16 protein-coding genes are annotated in these 18,386 nt (G+C 49.1%); 9 read left to right on the top strand and 7 right to left on the bottom strand.

Going from position 1 to position 18,386, the window contains the following annotated elements; translation table 11 throughout:
- The first annotated feature begins 281 nt into the window (after nt 1–281).
- The 6 genes from JW499_RS09020 to JW499_RS08995 all read left to right on the top strand — a co-directional run bounded on the left by JW499_RS09020 (nt 282) and on the right by JW499_RS08995 (nt 7,490).
- Nucleotides 282–716 (top strand): bacteriohemerythrin, encoded by a 435-nt coding sequence (locus JW499_RS09020; RefSeq protein WP_205210292.1) that lies wholly within the window; start codon nt 282–284, stop codon nt 714–716.
- Nucleotides 717–1,275: 559 nt separating this feature from the next.
- On the top strand, nt 1,276–2,337 hold the full coding sequence (gene hisC / locus JW499_RS09015; RefSeq protein WP_205210291.1) for a histidinol-phosphate transaminase: 1,062 nt from the start codon (nt 1,276–1,278) through the stop codon (nt 2,335–2,337).
- Nucleotides 2,338–2,639: 302 nt separating this feature from the next.
- Nucleotides 2,640–3,608 (top strand): helix-turn-helix domain-containing protein, encoded by a 969-nt coding sequence (locus JW499_RS09010; RefSeq protein ID WP_205210290.1) that lies wholly within the window; start codon nt 2,640–2,642, stop codon nt 3,606–3,608.
- A gap of 93 nt (nt 3,609–3,701) precedes the next feature.
- On the top strand, nt 3,702–4,637 hold the full coding sequence (locus JW499_RS09005; RefSeq protein ID WP_205210289.1) for a SphA family protein: 936 nt from the start codon (nt 3,702–3,704) through the stop codon (nt 4,635–4,637).
- 11 nt (nt 4,638–4,648) lie between these two features.
- Complete coding sequence (locus tag JW499_RS09000; RefSeq protein WP_205210288.1) at nt 4,649–5,872, top strand: MFS transporter; 1,224 nt, start codon at nt 4,649–4,651, stop codon at nt 5,870–5,872.
- A gap of 178 nt (nt 5,873–6,050) precedes the next feature.
- A complete protein-coding gene (locus JW499_RS08995) occupies nt 6,051–7,490 on the top strand; it encodes an amidase (protein WP_205210287.1) in 1,440 nt (479 codons plus the stop codon).
- Nucleotides 7,491–7,643: 153 nt separating this feature from the next.
- On the opposite strand, the gene JW499_RS08990 is transcribed toward JW499_RS08995, so the two are convergent.
- The 4 genes from JW499_RS08990 to JW499_RS08975 form a co-directional block, all read right to left on the bottom strand.
- On the bottom strand, nt 7,644–8,549 hold the full coding sequence (locus JW499_RS08990) for a sensor domain-containing diguanylate cyclase (protein WP_205210286.1): 906 nt from the start codon (nt 8,547–8,549) through the stop codon (nt 7,644–7,646).
- A gap of 141 nt (nt 8,550–8,690) precedes the next feature.
- Nucleotides 8,691–9,848: a type III PLP-dependent enzyme gene (locus JW499_RS08985; RefSeq protein WP_205210285.1), complete on the bottom strand. Its 1,158-nt coding sequence runs from the start codon at nt 9,846–9,848 to the stop codon at nt 8,691–8,693.
- 142 nt (nt 9,849–9,990) lie between these two features.
- Nucleotides 9,991–10,599, bottom strand: a complete 609-nt coding sequence (locus tag JW499_RS08980) for a CBS domain-containing protein (RefSeq protein WP_205210284.1) — start codon at nt 10,597–10,599, stop codon at nt 9,991–9,993.
- An 86-nt stretch (nt 10,600–10,685) separates the two neighbouring features.
- On the bottom strand, nt 10,686–10,943 hold the full coding sequence (locus tag JW499_RS08975; protein WP_205210283.1) for a DUF1127 domain-containing protein: 258 nt from the start codon (nt 10,941–10,943) through the stop codon (nt 10,686–10,688).
- 164 nt (nt 10,944–11,107) lie between these two features.
- Here JW499_RS08975 and JW499_RS08970 point away from each other — a divergent pair, with 164 nt between their 5' ends.
- Nucleotides 11,108–12,541 carry an aminotransferase-like domain-containing protein gene (locus JW499_RS08970; protein WP_205210282.1) on the top strand — a complete coding sequence of 478 codons (1,434 nt, stop codon included), beginning with the start codon at nt 11,108–11,110 and terminating at the stop codon, nt 12,539–12,541.
- 451 nt (nt 12,542–12,992) lie between these two features.
- Here JW499_RS08970 and rlmF read toward each other — a convergent pair whose 3' ends face one another.
- Together rlmF and JW499_RS08960 are read right to left on the bottom strand one after the other, a co-directional pair.
- The gene (gene rlmF, locus JW499_RS08965) at nt 12,993–13,961 is read right to left on the bottom strand and encodes a 23S rRNA (adenine(1618)-N(6))-methyltransferase RlmF (RefSeq protein ID WP_205210281.1); all 969 of its coding nucleotides are present in this window, start codon (nt 13,959–13,961) and stop codon (nt 12,993–12,995) included.
- Nucleotides 13,962–14,026: 65 nt separating this feature from the next.
- On the bottom strand, nt 14,027–14,590 hold the full coding sequence (locus JW499_RS08960) for a hypothetical protein (RefSeq protein WP_232846312.1): 564 nt from the start codon (nt 14,588–14,590) through the stop codon (nt 14,027–14,029).
- A 177-nt stretch (nt 14,591–14,767) separates the two neighbouring features.
- Between JW499_RS08960 and JW499_RS08955 the strand changes: the two genes are divergently transcribed.
- Both JW499_RS08955 and hpaR read left to right on the top strand, forming a co-directional pair.
- A complete protein-coding gene (locus JW499_RS08955) occupies nt 14,768–15,610 on the top strand; it encodes a DMT family transporter (protein ID WP_205210280.1) in 843 nt (280 codons plus the stop codon).
- An 88-nt stretch (nt 15,611–15,698) separates the two neighbouring features.
- Entirely contained in the window at nt 15,699–16,130 is a 432-nt protein-coding gene (gene hpaR / locus JW499_RS08950; RefSeq protein ID WP_205210279.1) for a homoprotocatechuate degradation operon regulator HpaR, read from the top strand.
- A 90-nt stretch (nt 16,131–16,220) separates the two neighbouring features.
- On the opposite strand, the gene JW499_RS08945 is transcribed toward hpaR, so the two are convergent.
- Entirely contained in the window at nt 16,221–17,684 is a 1,464-nt protein-coding gene (locus JW499_RS08945) for an NAD-dependent succinate-semialdehyde dehydrogenase (protein WP_205210278.1), read from the bottom strand.
- Nucleotides 17,685–18,386 lie beyond the last annotated feature (702 nt).

Raw genomic sequence — 18,386 nt, 5'->3', positions numbered from 1 at the left:
TTCGTACCTTCTCTAGTTATTATTTATCCTCCAGCTTTCAGCAAATAATGTTCCAACTTCCCAAAACGTTGCAGTATCGGGGTTATAGCCCATCAGCCAGCCTTCTCAGGGTAATTATCTATCCAAGAGTTCAGCAAAGCGGTTAATTACTTACCACTCTGCCTGAGACTACAAAACTGAAAAGCTAACCCTCTCCCGATAGAGTGATTCTTGATATCGGACAAGGAGCCATCACCCGCTTCGCGTATTATCGAAACCCACCATAATTGAGGGATAACCCGATGACACTGTTAAAACCTGAGCAGATCCCCACAGTGGGACTCGACTTCATGAACCACGACCACGCAGCAGCAGCTGAACAGATAAATACACTCTACCGGCTTCTTCGACAGGCCCGGGCAGGCGATAAAGCATCAGAACAGCAGATAGAACCCCTGTTAACAGATATGTATGCGCATAGTCAGAGCCATTTTGCCCGGGAAGAAGCAGAGATGCTTCGGGCAGGCTTTCCTGCTTATAGCTGTCATAAGGATGAGCATGAACGGGTATTGGAGGAGCTGACTCAGGTACTGTTACAGTGGCAGAAAGATCAGCATATCGAACGGCTGGAAGACTATCTCAACACTACCCTGTGTGACTGGCTGATCAACCATATATCAACCATGGACACGGTAACCGCGATGTTTGTCGGCCGTTACAATCACTCTGTCGCTTAACCCTTCACGATGTGCTTCAGCATGAGGAAGCCGGGGGAAAAGCTCAACTCAGGGAGTTGATGACACGCCATTCAAAACAAGAAAATTCATTAATAATCAATATATTAGTAATTATTTGAAAAAAATTTTGAAAATTTTCATTTTTTTATGAACTTTACCTGAACAGACGTCTCTAAATTTATACATCAACGTAATACGCAAGACCGGAACTGCCCGGGGGATCCCCTTCCCTCCGGGCAGTTTTTTATCCGCTGCAATCCAGCCCTTCAGCGTTAGCCGAAACAACCCTGTTAAAAAAATAATTTTTTGGCTGAACTTTATCAGCACACCACCCTCTATATAAATACATCAACGTAATACGCAAGATCGAAACTGTTCGGAGGCCCCCTTCCCTCCGGGCAGTTTTTTTATGCTCTATTTTTTGCAGCAGACTGAAACGGTATAGCGAGAATGCGTCGCTATTTGATATGCTAAGCCCAACAGTGCCGCCCGGGAAGAACTGTTCCATCCCCGCAGCGCACTTTCTGCAAACTCCTTATATAGCGACACGCGATCCATCATGAGTAAATACTGGAGCCCGGCCATCAGCCAACTGACCCCCTATGTTCCGGGCGAGCAGCCAAAGGTTGATAACCTGATTAAACTTAACACCAATGAAAACCCCTATCCTCCCTCTCCCAGAGTTGCTGAGGCGATTAACAACTATCCCAAAGATCGTTTGCGCCTTTATTGTGACCCGGATGCCACAGCGCTGAAGCAGTCGCTGGCGGATCATTTTCAACTGCAATACAGCAATATCTTTGTCGGCAACGGCTCTGATGAGGTTCTGGCGCTGGCGTTTATGGCATTTTTCCGACAGGATAAACCGCTGCTGTTACCGGAAACGACTTACAGTTTCTACGATGTTTACTGCAATCTGTACAATATTGAATATCGCCAGATCCCACTGACCGAAGATTTCGAAATTAATTTTACCGATTACGATCAGCCTAATGGCGGTATCATCTTCGCCAACCCAAATGCGCCTACCGGGCGGCAGACAGCACTGGACGAAATCGAAACACTGTTGCAAAAAAACCGCGACTCACTGGTGATCGTTGATGAAGCCTATATCGATTTCGGTGGCACCTCAGCGGTCGAGCTGATCCACAACTATGACAATGTGCTGGTGATTCAAACCTTCTCTAAATCACGTAGCCTGGCAGGCCTGCGCATCGGTTTTGCACTGGGACATGAGGACCTGATTGCCGGACTGGAGCGGGTTAAAAACTCATTTAACTCCTATCCACTGGATAGTCTGGCGATTGCAGGCGCGGTCGCCGCCCTTGAAGATGTTGAATACTTCAATGAAACCAACCAGAAGATCATTGATTGCCGGGACTGGACAACCGCTCAGTTGGAACAGCTGGGGTTCAGGGTTATCCCGTCTAAAACCAACTTTGTCTTTACCAGCCATCAATCGATCAGTGGTGCAGAGCTGATGCAGTTTCTGCGCAGCAACAACCTGCTGGTGAGACACTTCAGCAAGCCAGGTATCGAGAACTTTCTGCGCATCACTATCGGCACAGCTGCAGAGATGCAGACCCTGATTGAAACCCTGAAGCAACATCCGCAAATCTGATTCAGCAATATTCCCGACCGGAATATCGTTGCGTTCAGATCGAAGAAAGAACAGCCGGCATCGGCTGTTTTTTTATTCAACCAGCCACATATCACGACAGTGAGTACCTCGCCAGCTCAGAGCCTGATAGCTCCCCTCCAGGCCCGCCCAAAGTTCCGTCGCTCTGCATTGAATATGCAATAAAAGTGTCTTCTATAGAACATTTCTGACTATCCAATTTTGGCAATAATCGGGCTAACGCCTTTACATAGTGATGAAATTGGTGGATTGTTGACCAATTAGCTGTAGATGTAGGAGGGTGTATGCAAATAGAGAGTTCGCCAGTCTATACTGATGAAACGCTGTATCGTAGTTTTGAAACATTCAACATTGAACAGCATGCCAACGGCATGAGTGGCTGGCAGGTCTGCTACGATCAGGTATCAGCCGGGCAGTTCAATGGCCACATTACAGAATTAAATTTAAAAGAGATACAACTGGTACGTGATCGTTCAAACAGATCTCTCGTCAAGACGGGTAAAGCGTGGGATGGCTCGTTAAGCTTCAATATGCCCTATAACCCGCTACCGGATAACTTCTATTGTGATGGTAATGCATCATCCTCTGACAGTATATTAATAGCCAAGGGAAACTGTTTACCAGAATTATTAACCCCTGAAAATTTAGATGTTATCAGCATAACAGTAAATAAAGATTCCATCATAAATATTGCAAAAAAACAGAACATAGAGTTTTATCTTGATAATAATTCTGACGGACATTACATTACTAAATTAAACTCTAACGCTGAACTTATAAATGATTTAAGAATAATTTTATCTGAAAGCCACATTGGTACTTTGGTTCAGCAAAAAGCCATCCAAAATAAAGTAAAAGACGCGCTATTTCAGCACCTGATTGATATTATCGACAGCGAGCAGGCTCAGTATTTAGGCCCGGTCACACGAAAAAAAGTCGTCGACAAAGCACGGGATTACGTGCTTTCCAATCTTGATACGCCTCCCTCAATCATTGAATTATGCAATGTAATCGGCACCAGCAGGCGTAAATTACAATACTGTTTTCAAAATACGCTGGGTATTAACCCCGTGACATTTTTAAGACTTATCCGCCTTAATGCAGCCCATAGAGATCTTTTAAATAACAACAGTAATAGCTGTGTTCAGGATATTGCGACTAAATGGGGCTTTTTACATCTGAGCCGTTTTGCCTCTGAGTATAAAACACTCTTTAAAGAGTTACCTTCTGAAACACTTAGAAAAAATATATAATTTTGCCAATTCTGGATAACCCATCGTATTAAGTCACTGTATTGTGAATATGTGAATAACGATAACAATCACATATTTTAACGAGAGTGACTTATGAAAAATTCAGTTCTATCAGGGTTATGCTATAGCAGCTGCATAGCCTTCGCCATCGCATCACTTCCCGGTCACGCCAGTGAAAATGGAGCCCCAACCACACCAATGGGGGTTTTCGAATTCGGCACTGGCTTTATGCCTCCCGCCACTCCCTCTGGAACGTTCGCTACCCGGGCAGCCTATTACAGCACAGATAAAGTCGTTGATAGCCACGGAGATAAAATAACAGGCCAGGACTTTTCTCTTGATGTATTTTCGATCTCTGCCGTCTACCTGAACATGACCGATGAGGAGATACTGGGTGCCAAATATGGTTATTCCGCTATCCTGCCATTTCTCAAAATGAATGCTGACCTATCGGTCTCAGTTCCCGGTGTCGGCGTGGTCTTTGAGGATAACGCAGATCTGTTCAGACAGGGAGATATGCAGATCATTCCGTTGATTCTGCAATGGAATTTAGCGCCAAACCTGGCTATGAATACCCAGCTTCAGATTCAGTTGCCAACCGGTGACTACGATAAAAACAGACTGGTCTCTCCAGGACTGAACCATTGGGTTATCTCCCCTAACTACGGTGTGTCATACATATCCGATGCCGGCTATGAGGTATCCTCAAGTTTCCAACTCGATATCAGCTCGGAGAATCCAGACACTCACTACACCAATGGTGTTGAATATCGGCATGAATTTGGTGTCGGTAAACATACAGGACCATGGACTGTTGGGCTGGGCGGATATTTCTACCGTCAGTTAACTGATGATGAAGGCCCCGGTGTGGTCGATGGTAATAAGGGCACAGTGACCGCACTGGGCCCGGCATTAAGCTATTTCTCACCCGGAAAACCTGCCGTCTGGCTTCATGCTTACAAAGAGTTTAATGCAGAAAATCGCGCTGAAGGCTACAACCTGGCGTTACGTGTCGCAATGAGCTTCTGAGGGTGAGAAACATGGATAATCAAAACCAAAAAGCTATCCGCACAGCTTCCGGAAGACGCGAAGGCATACTGATCGCGCTGGGCAGCAGCCTGACCATTATGGGGTCGGTGATGGTCGCCCCTATGCTACCAAAAATGGGCATGGAATTCGGCCCCACTCACCCTCAGGCGGAGATGTTGCTGCCCCTCGCAATCACAGGTCCGGCACTGGCAATCGCTATATGCGCCCCCCTGGCTGGTTGGCTTTCTGACCGCACCGGTCGGAAAAACCTGCTGATTATTGCAACGCTGTTGTATGCCATCCTGGGAGTACTGCCAGCGTTCCTGAACGGTCTGGACGGCGTTGTGATCTCCCGATTACTGTTTGGCTGTGCTGAAGCGGCCATTATGACCTGTTGTACAGCGCTGATTGCCGATTACTGGCATGCAGAGGAACGACTCAAATTCGTCAATATGCAGGTGGTCTGCATCGGCTTAGTGGGATCCGCTTTCTTTGTTATTGGCGGGGTGCTAGGCGAACAATCCTGGCGGTTACCCTTCTATCTCTACTTACTGCCATTGCTGCTGATCCCATTCTTTATGCGGGTACTTTGGGAGCCAAAACACCATGAGGTTCAACAGATTACAGACACTACCTCACGGATAGCTACCGTGCCACTGATCGTAGGGTATAGCATGATCATGTTTGGTATGGTGCTCAACTTTATTGTACCTATCCAGGCCCCCTCTCTGCTGGTTTCCATCGGCGTGGTGTCAACCACTAAAATTGGTCTTGCGGCAGGGCTTAGCCTACTGGCCACCCTGGCAGGTTCTCTGCTGTGGCCGGTTTTCCGGGGCTCATTTGGTATTGCTGGCTGCAATGCATTGCTGATGGCTTTAATTGCAGCGGGTCTATGGTTCCTGGCCCACGCTAACTCCTATAACAAAGTGATGATTGCGGTAACCATTCACGGCATTGGTGCCGGGATGATGGTGCCCAATATTATGGCCACCATAATGAATGCGTTACCCGCGTCAGTACGTGGACGCGGTATCGGCGGATTTACTTCATGCCTCTATCTGGGACAGTTCATCAGCCCAATCATTGTTGGCATCATCATCTCCTTTGGTGTCGATCTGCCGGGTGCCATTGTAAGCCTGGCAATGGCCAGCGCCGTCGTTGCAGCCATCTGGCTCATCTTTAGTTTTTTCAGGGGAAGCTCAAGCACAGATCTGGCAGATAAGCGGACCGCTTAGCACAGTGGTAACACCCGCTCGCGATGCTTAACCCCATATAAGTCGAGCCCGGCATACTGCTTTCTATGACTCAGCTTAGTCGGATTGAATTCAGTATGCCGCGTTTCTGCGCTGACATCTCACGGGGTACCAAACAAAATCGATAAAGCGTTAAATAACCAGCTTACAGGTGAACAGTATGAAAGATATCCATAAACTCATGGATGAGAGTGATGCAACGGCGTTAGCCGATCTGATTAAACTAGGTGAAGTCAAAAAAGATGAGTTATTAGAAGCCAGTATTGAGCGCCTGGAGCAGGTTAACCCAGCGCTTAATGCCGTTGCTGAAAAGCTATATCAGAGTGCCCGAAATAGCGAACCGGCATCCGGCATATTTGCAGGTATACCAACACTGATCAAAGACCTGTTCGCACCCGTCAAAGAAGCACGGATGACAAACGGCTCTGTCGCTCTGGGTGAAGCCCGTCCGCAACTTGATGACTCAGTTGTAACCCGCTTAAGAGCATCAGGGATTCGCTTTATCGGTACCAGCACGGCGCCCGAGTTTGGTACCTCTTACACGACAGAATCGACCCGCTTCGGTGCAACCCATAATCCATGGAATCTTCAGCACAGCGCAGGCGGTTCCAGTGGTGGTGCAGCGGCAATTGTTGCATCGCGGGTGGTTCCCTTCGCCCATGGCAATGATGGCGGAGGTTCGCTGCGGGTGCCCGCATCCTGTTGTGGAGTTTTTGGTCTCAAACCATCCCGCGGCAGAGTGCCCAGCGGCCCACTGGTGGGAGAAGGCTGGGGTGGCATGGGAACCGCCCATGCAATCACCCTTTCGGTTCGCGACAGCGCTACTCTGCTTGATATTGTCTCAGGTGCAGATCTGGGCGCGCCTTACGCAAGTCCTGCTGATAATAAGCCGTTTGCAGCGTCATTGAATGACCCTCTTAAACCTCTGCGAATAGCGCTAATCGAGGACGCGGGTCCATGGACAGTGTCACCTGCGGCTCTGGAAAGCGTGCAACACACAGCAAAGCTCTGCAGTCATCTGGGCCATCATGTTGAAGTGGTTAAGTTTCCAGTCGATCTGCTGAACTTTTTTGAAGCCGCATTCAACATTATTGCGCCGAACACTAAAAATTATGTTGAGATGCTTGGCGATATGCGCGGCGCGCCGGTACAGAATGAAGAGCTGGAACCAGCGACACGCATTATCGTTCGGGAAAAGGGAATGATCAGCGCGGTGCAGTACGTCAGATCCATTGAACATATGCATACCTTAGGCCGTCAGATGGCTGCTTTCCTACAAAAGTTCGACCTGCTGCTGACGCCGACAGTGGTCAGAGAACCTCCTCAGCTAGGCGAGTTGCACGTACTGGATGAATCGATGTCACTAGAACAATTTATCGAGCTGTCCCATAGTTACTCGCCCTATACTGCCGTATTTAATGGCACAGGGCAGCCTGCTATGTCCGTGCCGCTGTACTGGAGTAAGAATGATCTGCCAATAGGTTCACACTTTGTTGCTCGTTTTGGAGATGAGGCGACTCTCTTTAAGCTCGCCCGACAGCTGGAACAGCTTCAACCCTGGAATCAAAAAGTCCCTCCGATAAATGCTTGTATGCGCTAAGTAGTCATTCATCAATCAGAATGCATCATCATAGCCCCTCGGGTTCCCGAAGGGCTATTAACTGAACATATAAACCATTGATAAACAACATAAAGCAGGTACGCGGCCTTCTTCACCTGACTCTGTCACCCTCCTCTGTGAATGCTAACAGGATCACTCACTGCCACTGATCTGGTTTCCCCCCTGCTGCTTGCATAATTGCAGGCTACTCTCTGCCCGGTTAAACATCGATTCAGCGCTATCGTCCTCACCCGTCAGCGTGGCGACACCAATGCTTACAGTAAAAGCGATATCAGTTCCCGAATTGGGTGCGGACAGATCTGACACCATATTGTGTACCCGCTCGGCGGCCAGAATCCCCTGCTCCGCATTGGTTTCTGGCAGCAGTATAGCGAAGCCATCTTCGCCAACCCGGGCGAGAAAGTCAGCAGTCCGTTTGAGACTGTTGAGCGATTCTGCCAGGCGTTTCAGAATCTGGTCTCCCACATCCCAGCCCCGCTGATCATTAATCAACCGCAGGCTGTCCACATCAATTAGCATCAGGCTACAGACCCAGTCATAACGGATCGCCTGAGCAATTGACTGAGCCAGCACAGGCATCAGCGCCCGACGGTTGTACATACCGGTAAGCAGATCTCTTTGTATCTGAGAGGATTCCCGCTGAGCCATTTTCCGCCGACTGATATCTTCTATCCGGCAGACCACACTAGGCTCATCACCGGATGAAGGAGCCATACGAATCTCAACCCAGCAGGATTCCACCATACCCTGCTGTTGCAGATAGATGAACTCGGTCGGGTCAAATAGCACCTCTTTAACCATCAGTTGATTCAGTCCCAGAGACTTATCAATCATCCCCTGAAGCTGCGAAGCGATCGCCCCGGGGAAGATGTCCGTCAGCTGTTTACCCGTCAGTTCATCCGCGCCTCCCCAGGGGATGGCTGAATCGTTATGCGAAGAGAAAATGATCGTGCCCTGCTGGCTCAGGATCAGCACATCTTCAGAGAGGACGTTGAGCAAAGCGTCAATTCGGGTTTGAAGAAGGTTGGCATTTTTCATTCGCAACTCCATGACAGAAAGGTGTTAAGCCTCACTTATAACACATGCGGGAGACCTAGCTGAAGGGTCGGTTCTCATTCTGTGTAGATAAATCAATTGAACATAAAAAAACCCGCCGAAGCGGGTTTAAAAATTCAAAGATCAGATGCAGTAGCACTTCAATGGAGGAAAACCGTTAAATTCAACCGAGCTGTAACTGGTTGTATACGCCCCGGTAGAAAACCAGTAGAGCCGGTCACCAATCTCTAAGGAAAGCGGCAGCTCATACTTATAGTTTTCATACATAATATCCATGCTGTCACAGGTTGGCCCCGCCAGTACTACCTCTTCGCACTCACCGTCGCGTTCAGTTTCCAGAGGAAACTTGATCGCTTCACCCAGAGTCTCGATAAGGCCATTAAACAATCCTACATCGGTGTAAACCCAACGGTTCAGTGCGGTATGAGATTTACGGGAGATCAGCACAACCTCGCTGACCAGCAAGCCACTGTCACCCACCAGGGAACGACCCGGCTCCAGAATAATCTGCGGCGGGTTATCACCGAAATCTTCCATCAGATAACGGGTGATCTCTTCACAATAAACGGAGAAATCGTTTGCTTTAGTCAGATATTGCGCCGGAAATCCACCGCCCATATTGATCATACGCAGTTCAATATCACACTCGCTACGCAGCCGTTCGAAGATCACCTTCACCTTCGCGATAGCCGCATCCCAGACATCGATCAGACGCTGCTGTGAGCCGACATGGAAAGAGATGCCATAAGGCTCTAATCCCAGTTTCTTCGCCAGAATAGCCAGGTCCAGTGCCATATCCGGGTTGCAGCCAAACTTACGGGACAACGGCCAGTCAGCCCCCTCGGCACCCTCGGTCTGAATACGGATATAGATCCGCGCACCCGGTGCGTATTGGGCAATATTTTCAAGGTCAGCTTCTGAGTCTGTGGCAAACAGACGCACACCTTTATCGTAAAAATAGCGAATATCTTCACGCTTTTTAATCGTGTTTCCATAACTGATCCGGTCAGGTGTGACACCGTGCGACAACACCTGATCCAGTTCATAAATAGAAGCGATATCAAAGCTTGAACCCAGTCCCGCCAACAGACCCACTATCTGTGGATGTGGATTAGCTTTTACCGCATAGTAGATCGAGGCAAAATCAAATCCGTTCTTCAGTTCCTGATACTTCTCTGCAACGGTTTGCAGATCGATTAACTGGAATGGAGTCTGATACTGATCGGCCGCTGCTTTCAGGCGAGCCCATTTTTCAGCAGAGATATGATCCGGAAGTTTCATCACTTTTTATACCTGTACTCCTGCCGGTGTCTCCGGCGGACAAGAGGAGGGTTAGCTCCATTAGAAAACGCGCAGTATAGTTTAAACGTCTCTGCTGTAAAGTGAATTTAGCGGCTTCTGAAAATAAATTTTACACTTATAATCAAACCACCATTTCTCCACCCTGCGTTATAATTTTTTCTATCTCCGCGAAGGACTTTGCTTCATACATAATCTCAAATCCAACCTTGAGTTTACGGGAGATATCGCTGGCAGAGATGATACCCCGGACTCGCCTGATTCCCATTTCGGTTTCATCAACCACCAGCAGATGCTGATCCCCCGAGTTTTTCAGCGTCAGCATGATATCGCCGATTCGGGCGTGACGAATCTGATCAAAGGTCAGTGAGCGCAGGTATTGTTTGTGCAGCATAATATGGCCTACGGCCACCTCATCCCGTGTAACTCCGTGGTTTTGCATATAAACAATCACTTTGCTACCCGCGATATCCTGGGCACTGATGACCCCCACAAACCGGCCTGCCAGCGTGATAACAAACAGCATTCGCACATGCTGGCTTTTCATCCGTTCAAGCGCATCATCTACGGAGACGCCCTCGGTTACGGTAATCGGCTCGGTCTGGCTGAAATCGGTCATAACTTCACTGGCAGGACTGCGAAGACTGATCGGCTCCTGACTGACTTCAGGGCTGAGCAGATGCTCAACTTCGCAATTGTCCTGTAAACGTAAAGGATAAAATTCCTGGAACACGGGCACCTCCGGTTGTTATTTTTATGGTGTCCCTACAGCATAGTTCTGTTTTACGCTGCCCTGCCAGTATATTAATCGTTAAGCCATTAAAAACTCAGATAAAAGGTCAGCCCCAACCCGGCGACCAACGTCAGTGATACAACGCTGTAAGCGACCAGCACAGACGGATTATCGTCTTGCAACTCATCGGTTTTACAATCCCAGAAAGGTCTGCGCGCTTCCCTCATGGCTTCCGAGCGGGTTACGCCGATATCACTGAGCGCCCGGTCATCCAGTTGCCTGAGGAGGCTCCTGCTGTAATAGGTTTGCCGGTATTGCTTTAACCGGAGAAGAATTTTAAACATAGTAAAGCCCTCCATATTTAGAGCTTCAGTTTATGGATATTTCTGATACCATTACAGATTCAATAATAATTTTTTAAATACAATACAGATCAAAAAACTCCTTATCTGTATTGGTTTAATCGCAATAATCTGTACTGCTTTTTACACTGTATGAGACCATTCTGATGAAACTGTATGAACAAGTTGCCACAACCCTGAAAGACCGTATCGATCTCGGTTATTACCACGAGGGAGACAAACTGCCCTCTGTCAGGGGATTAAGTCAGGAACATGGCGTCAGTATCTCTACCGTGCAGGAAGCCTATGGACTGCTCATTGATGACGGCGTTATTGAGTCCCGCCCCAAATCGGGTTATTACGTTTTACTACGTCAGGCTCCACCCGAACTGCCAGCCACCAGCAGTCCGGCATCGCAACCCCTGGTGGTTGCGCAATGGCAGAAACTACAACATATGATCAATGAGTACGGCAGCCAGGAAACCACTAAGCTAAGCCTGGCGCTGCCTGACACTCATGCCGCCACCCTGAAACCCTTAACAAGACTCATGGCGGAACTCAGCCGCAGTGCCAACCGCAATGTGCTTGATTATGAGCATGCCGCTGGCTCTGACCTGCTGCGTCATCAGATCGCCCGGGTGATGGTGGACTCCGGTTGCCGGATCCACCCGGATGAGATCATTATCACCTCAGGTTGCCAGGAAGCGCTGTCCTGCAGTCTGAGAGCGGTGACAGAACCGGGCGATATTGTGGTGGTTGATTCGCCCAGCTTCTTTGGTTCGGTTCAGGCGATTAAAATCAACGGCGTAAAAGCGCTGGAAATTCCCACACATCCTGAAACCGGTATCTCCCTTGAGGCACTGGAAATGGCGTTTGAGCAATGGCCAATAAAAGCCTGCCTGCTGACGCCGACCAACAATAACCCACTGGGCTATTCAATGCCGGACCAGAATAAAATCCGCCTGCTGGAACTGCTGAACCGCTATGATGTGCCGCTGATTGAGGATGATGTGTACGGTGACCTCAGTTACACTCTGCCCCGGCCGAGAACCATTAAATCCTTTGATACTCAGGGACGGGTGATCCTCTGTTCCTCGTTTTCCAAGTCGATCGCACCCGGCATACGGGTCGGCTGGATCGCCCCCGGACGCTATCGGGAACATATAATGATGGTTAAATACCTCTCCAGTCTGTCTACCCCTAAGCTGACCCAGATGGCGGTGGCCGAGTTCATCGCGCAGGGGTATTACGAAAAACATCTGCGCCGGGTTCGCCGGGATTATCAACGTGACCGCGATGCGGTGATCGGCTGGTTAAAGCGGGAGATGCCGGAAGGCACCCGTATCAGTTACCCTCAGGGAGGTTACCTCCTCTGGGTTGAACTGCCTGAGCAGGTTGACTCCAATGAACTGAACACCCGCGCAAAAGCACGGGGCATCAGTATCGCCCCGGGAACGTTGTTCTCCGCCTCAGGTAAATACCGCAACTTTATGCGGATCTGTTGCGTTAACAGTTCAAATCCGGCACTGGAAAAAGCGATCGTGACGTTAGGGCAACTCAGCAAAGAGCTGATGGCGCAGACACTGCTGCCTCATGAGTAGACTACTCCAGTTAAATTGCACGTGAAAACATCTCATGATTTACGCCACAAACTCTGGGATTTTTGACTAGACTTTACTCATACGTCAGGAGACAGCTTACCGGGAAGGTAGTTGTCGTTTTTTATGGCAATCCAAGGGGGATTGAATGTGGATGGATATAACCTGGAGTCACGCGTAAAAAGTCTCGAGGTGCTCACCTCTCTGCTACTAGCAATAACCAACAATTTACAACAGGGTTCACCTGCGCCCTTAGAAACTCTCAGACACCTTCTTAACGCACATCCGGATATTCTTACGGAGGATCTGCTTAATTATATGGAGGAGTTAGAAAACACGGCAAAACTACTTCAACAGCAACAGCACTAGGGTTATTACCTGCAACTGAAACCTGTAAATTTCAACCGCGAATCTGATCGCTGCAACCAATATCCATACCGCTGAGGGCGATAGTCTATTTATCGCCCCAGTGTAACTCGCGCCAGGAAAATTGCTCAGCTTCAGACAGAAACGTCCAGATCAGCAGCCGGCTGACCTTCATCCCCTGCGACATATTAACCACCCTCACCCGTCGCGCACCGCTATTTTTTAATACCCGCTTAAGCTGGATAATATTTTCGTGTTTGGAAACCAGGGCACTGAACAGATAACACTGCTGTGAATATTCCCGGCTCTGAGTAATCATGCGCTTCAGAAAAGCCAGTTCACCTCCGTCACACCACAACTCATTACTCTGCCCGCCAAAATTGAGTTTTGCACTGCTGGCGGGTTTACCGAGGTTGCGCAGTTTGCGCCGGTTGCCAGCTTCTGCCGCCTGAGGAGAGCTATGGAAGGGCGGATTGCAAAGGGTAAAATCAAAACGATCCGCCGGTTTGATCACCTGTCTGAAGATATTCCGGGAGTCTGTTTGTAAGCGACACTCTATCTGCCCCCGCAGGGTAGGATTTGTCTGAACCATCAGGTTTACTGTATTCAAGGCTATCGGATCAATATCAGTACCGACAAACTGCCAGCCAAAGGTGCGACAACCAATAATGGGATAGATACCGTTAGCGCCTACACCGATATCCAGTCCGGTTATTTTGCGGCCCTTTGGCACAACCCCCGCATTATCGGTCGCCAACAGATCTGAAAGATGATGGATATAATCAGCGCGCCCGGGAATGGGTGGACACAGATAACCTGCGGGAATATCCCAGAAGCTGATGCCATAACACTGCATCAGCAACGCTTTATTCAGCGTCTTAACCGCATCAGCGTCATGAAAATCGATTGTCTGGCTGCCAAACCGGTTAACTGAGACATAGGGATTGAGCTCTGCGCAAACCTGACAAAGCCGGGCAAAATCATAGCGGCCCTGATGGGGGTTGTCAGGATGGAACCGGGCCGTCTGTTTGCCCTCTGGATGCTGCGCTTTAACCATGACCCGAAATCACTCTGCGTTGAATTCCGGGCATTGTATCTTAATATCAGATCAAAAAAGAGCGGTCAGCGTATCTCGATAAAAGGCAACCAGCGTTTCTCCAGATCAGCCGTGTCTATATCATACTCACCAACCGGCGGCTGAGAGAGATCATTGGGAGGCGAAGCCAGCAGATTGAGATCCAGTGCCTTTGCAGTACCGCGAATACCTTCATCGGTTAACTCCATTTTGTAGTAGATGCCGTTCCAGAAATTGGCACCAAAGGCTTCTGGCTTCTTAAACATAAATAGCAGGTCATGCTCCAGCCATCTGAGATCATCCGCAGTGACCGTTCTGGGCTGTTCATATGGATAAGGAATAAAACACCAGAGCTCCGGCCCTTCCAGGCACTTCATCTCTTTCATGGAGAGAAAGTAATCTTTAAACAGATGGTGGTCCAGAGTCATCTTATAACTGAACGCCCCGGTCGGGGTAGCACTGAACACCAGTTCGCCAATAGACTGCTCAGTACCATCTTTCTGCAGCAGATAGATCTGCCTGGATCCCTCGCTCAAACCCGCTGCGACGGTCGGTGCCATGGGAACACACAGGGCAATAAACAGCACCCATCCTGTAGTCATTTTTTTCATCACAACTCTCCTGATTATTCTCTATCAAGTTTAGGAGGCTGAAGCGGAAGCTCTATGGTACTTCCGTACTGTTTTCTCCATCAGTAACACTGACCTTTAACAATAATATCGTTACAATGCCTGACCCTATCGGTGCCAGACATAAACAAAACAACACTAACCTGGTGAAGGACTCTGATGAATACTGAATACCTGAAAGGACTCCTGCTCACCTCTCTGGGCGTGCTGGTACTAAGCTTTGATGCCCTGCTGATCAGGCTGATTCAGGCTGAACCATTTAGTCTGCTGTTCTGGCGCGGACTGCTGCTGGCTCTGATGGTCGCTCTCTGGTGTCGCTACCGATACCCGGGGAAGCCGCTCTTGAATCGCGACTGGGCCAGCATCCGCTCAGCAGCGTTTTACAGCATCTGTTCAATACTCTTTGTCACCGCGGTTCATCACACCTCGGTGGCCAATGTCCTGGTTATCATCAGTGCCCAGCCTCTGTTTGCGGCGATTATCGCGCGGCTGTTTATTGGTGAGCGCTCAGCCCCCATTACCTGGATCGCTATAGTGATCTCTATGCTGGGCATCGGCTGGGTCATGAAAGACTCCTGGTCCAGTCCAAATCTACAGGGTGATCTGATGGCTCTCTTTTGTGGCATCGCACTCGCGGCTAAGTTTGTTAACGACCGCGCCGAAAAGCATCGGAATATGACCCCTGCACTGATCACTTCAGGTCTGCTAGTGAGCCTGACCAGCCTGTTCTTTGCCTCACCGCTGGCACTGACGGGTGCCGATTGGGGCTGGATGCTGTTATTGTGTGTTATCGTTATACCCACCGCTTTTATCCTGATTACCTTAGGTCCTACGCGTATTTCAGCGGCAGAAGTGGGTATGCTGATGTTGCTGGAAACAGCTTGCGGACCACTTCTCGTGTGGTTATTTATCGGTGAAGAGCCCAGCCTGGCGGCGCTTCAGGGCGGTGCACTGGTTATCATTACCCTGCTCATTCATGGCTATATCCGCTGGAAAAAATAGGGTTGTGTCTTGCAGCTAAAAAAACATTTGCATCAGCACTGCTGAATCGTAAGAATAAGACAAATACTTTAGATATTAAGAATCTCATATGCGTAAATTCGAAGACTCTCTGCCACTGCAACTACTCAAAGCCCGGGAAGCAACAATGGCATATTTTCGCCCACTGCTTCAGGAAAACAATATTACTGAACAGCAGTGGCGTGTTCTCAGAGCACTCAAAGCCTATGAGGAGCTTGAATCAAAACAGCTGGCCGACCATTGCTGTATTCTCAGCCCAAGCCTGACAGGCATTATCAAACGCCTTGAGCAACAGGGCTATATCAAACGGAAAAAATCAGAAGAGGATCAGCGACGCACGCTGCTAAGTCTCACAGACAAGGCTCTGAATCTGTTCCAGCGTCTTAGTCCGGATGTTGATTCCCGCTACCGGGCCTTTACTGAACAGTATGGAGAGGAGAAACTCGAGCAACTGACCCGCTTGCTCAGGGAACTCACTGAACTCGATGGGATGTCGGACTGAAGCCTGAGGGGATAAAACTGATTCAGCTAAAAAAGTGGCGCCATAGCCCCCCCTCAACCGAATCAGTGTCCTACGGGCAGACTTGCGCTATCAACGCTGCAAACCACCGATACAGATATACTTGGTTTCCAGATAGTCATCCAGACCATATTTAGAACCTTCGCGCCCCTGACCCGATTCTTTCACCCCGCCGAAAGGGATCACTTCGGAACTGATCGCTGTTTCATTGACGCCCACCATGCCATACTCGATTCCCTCTGACACCCGCCAGATACGACCAACATTCTCGGTATACAGATAGGCCGCCAGACCGAACTCAGTATCGTTGGCCATCGCAATCGCCTGATCCTCGGTGCTGAACTTAAACACCGGTGCCACCGGGCCAAAGATCTCTTCAGAGAAGATACTCATCGCGTCATTTACGTTGGTCAGTACGGTTGGCTCGTAGAAACAGTTACCCAGTGCTGAAGGCTGACCACCGGTAACAACATTAGCCCCCTGCTCGACCGCATTCTTGACGATCGCATCGATATCACCCAACGCTTTCTTAGACACAACAGGACCATGAGTCGTATCCGCATCAAAACCATACCCCAGACGGAACTCCTTAACCGCTGCGGCAAACTTTTCCACGAAGGCATCATAGATCCCCTCCTGCACCAGCAGCCGGTTGGCACAGATACAGGTCTGTCCGGAATTACGGTATTTCGATGCCAGCGCACCCTGGACCGCCAGATCCAGATCTGCATCATCGAAGATAATGACCGGTGCATTGCCACCCAGTTCCATAGAGGTGCGTTTAACCGTATCAGCACACTGCTTCATCAGCAGTTTGCCCACCGGAGTAGAACCGGTAAACGTTAGCTTCTTAACCGTCGGGTTAGAGGTCATCTCCCCCCCCACCTTCGAAGACTGCGCACTCGGCAGCACACTGAACAGACCCGCAGGCAGTCCTGCACGGTTTGCCAGTTCTGCCAGAGCCAGTGCAGACAGCGGGGTTTCAGCCGCCGGTTTCAGGACGATGGCACAACCGGCTGCCAGTGCCGGTGCGGCCTTACGGGTGATCATCGCATTGGGGAAGTTCCACGGCGTAATAGCGGCTACCACACCGACCGGCTGCTTAATCACAATACTGCGCCGGTCATTAGCGGAAGGCAGAACATCGCCGTAAACCCGCTTGCCCTCTTCGGCAAACCATTTCAGATAGGAAGCTCCATACAGTACCTCGCCTTTAGATTCGAAAACCGGCTTGCCCTGCTCGATAGTCATGATCGCTGCCAGATCATCAATATTTTCGATAATCAGAGCATGCCAGCGCTCCAGTATCTCCGAACGCTGTCCTGCAGGACGGGCTTTCCACTCGGTCATCGCAATATCGGCTGAAGCAATCGCCCGGGCTGTTTCTGCTTGTCCGACACTGGCCACTTCGGCCACTACATCGCCAGTGGCCGGGTTCAACACAGCAAACGTGATACCCTCATCACCATCAGTCCACTGCCCATCTATAAACGCCTGAGTCTTCAGCAACGAGGAATCTTTCAGTTCTAATTTCATAGCGATCTCTTTTACGTTGTCGTGGGGTTATACCCGTATATGGTGAACTATACTTTATTGATAATTAGTTAACAAGTTAAGTATTTTTCCAGACTGGCATTTTTTTGTGCATTTCATAATGCGTGAACCTCTGCTTGCGGTCCGGCATATAGACACCTTATCAGAGGGGTAGTATACATTGTAATAACCAGATGAAGCGCTCAAAACCACTTGGTAAGCGGCAACTTCAGTGCTGACAAGGCAGGGTATTGGCGTCAGTGTAGCTCGATGTCGGCATCGATTATATTGCAGCACTCTTGGGCGACTTTTCAGACGGCAGTATGTGTTATTAACGCTGTCATCACACAGAAACCGTGGGCATCGCCATACTAATACCACCTGCTCACTGTTCCTCTTTACCGTAAACACAGACGAACTCAAAAAGGCTATGCCTTTCTGGAACTGAACCCTGTTCTTAGCCATCATCACTTCTGTATCTGACTGTATTCATACGATACAGGCGTAACTGACGATCATGGTTAATTAGGAATAGACTTGATCAAGCGAACAGCATGACAAGCTAAAAATCATCTTTCACCAAACCGGGAGAACGGACTTTAGTAAACCAGATCAACACTTGATCAGCCGGAACCTGGGCTCGACCTTAGCGTGAATACTCGCTCTGATTCGCAAAGCCTCTCCTGATTTTGTTTACAGTTTGCT

The sequence above is a fragment of the Amphritea pacifica genome (assembly GCF_016924145.1).
GTDB classification, from domain to species: Bacteria; Pseudomonadota; Gammaproteobacteria; order Pseudomonadales; family Balneatricaceae; genus Amphritea; species Amphritea pacifica.
This window is presented reverse-complemented; position numbering and strand designations above follow the sequence as displayed.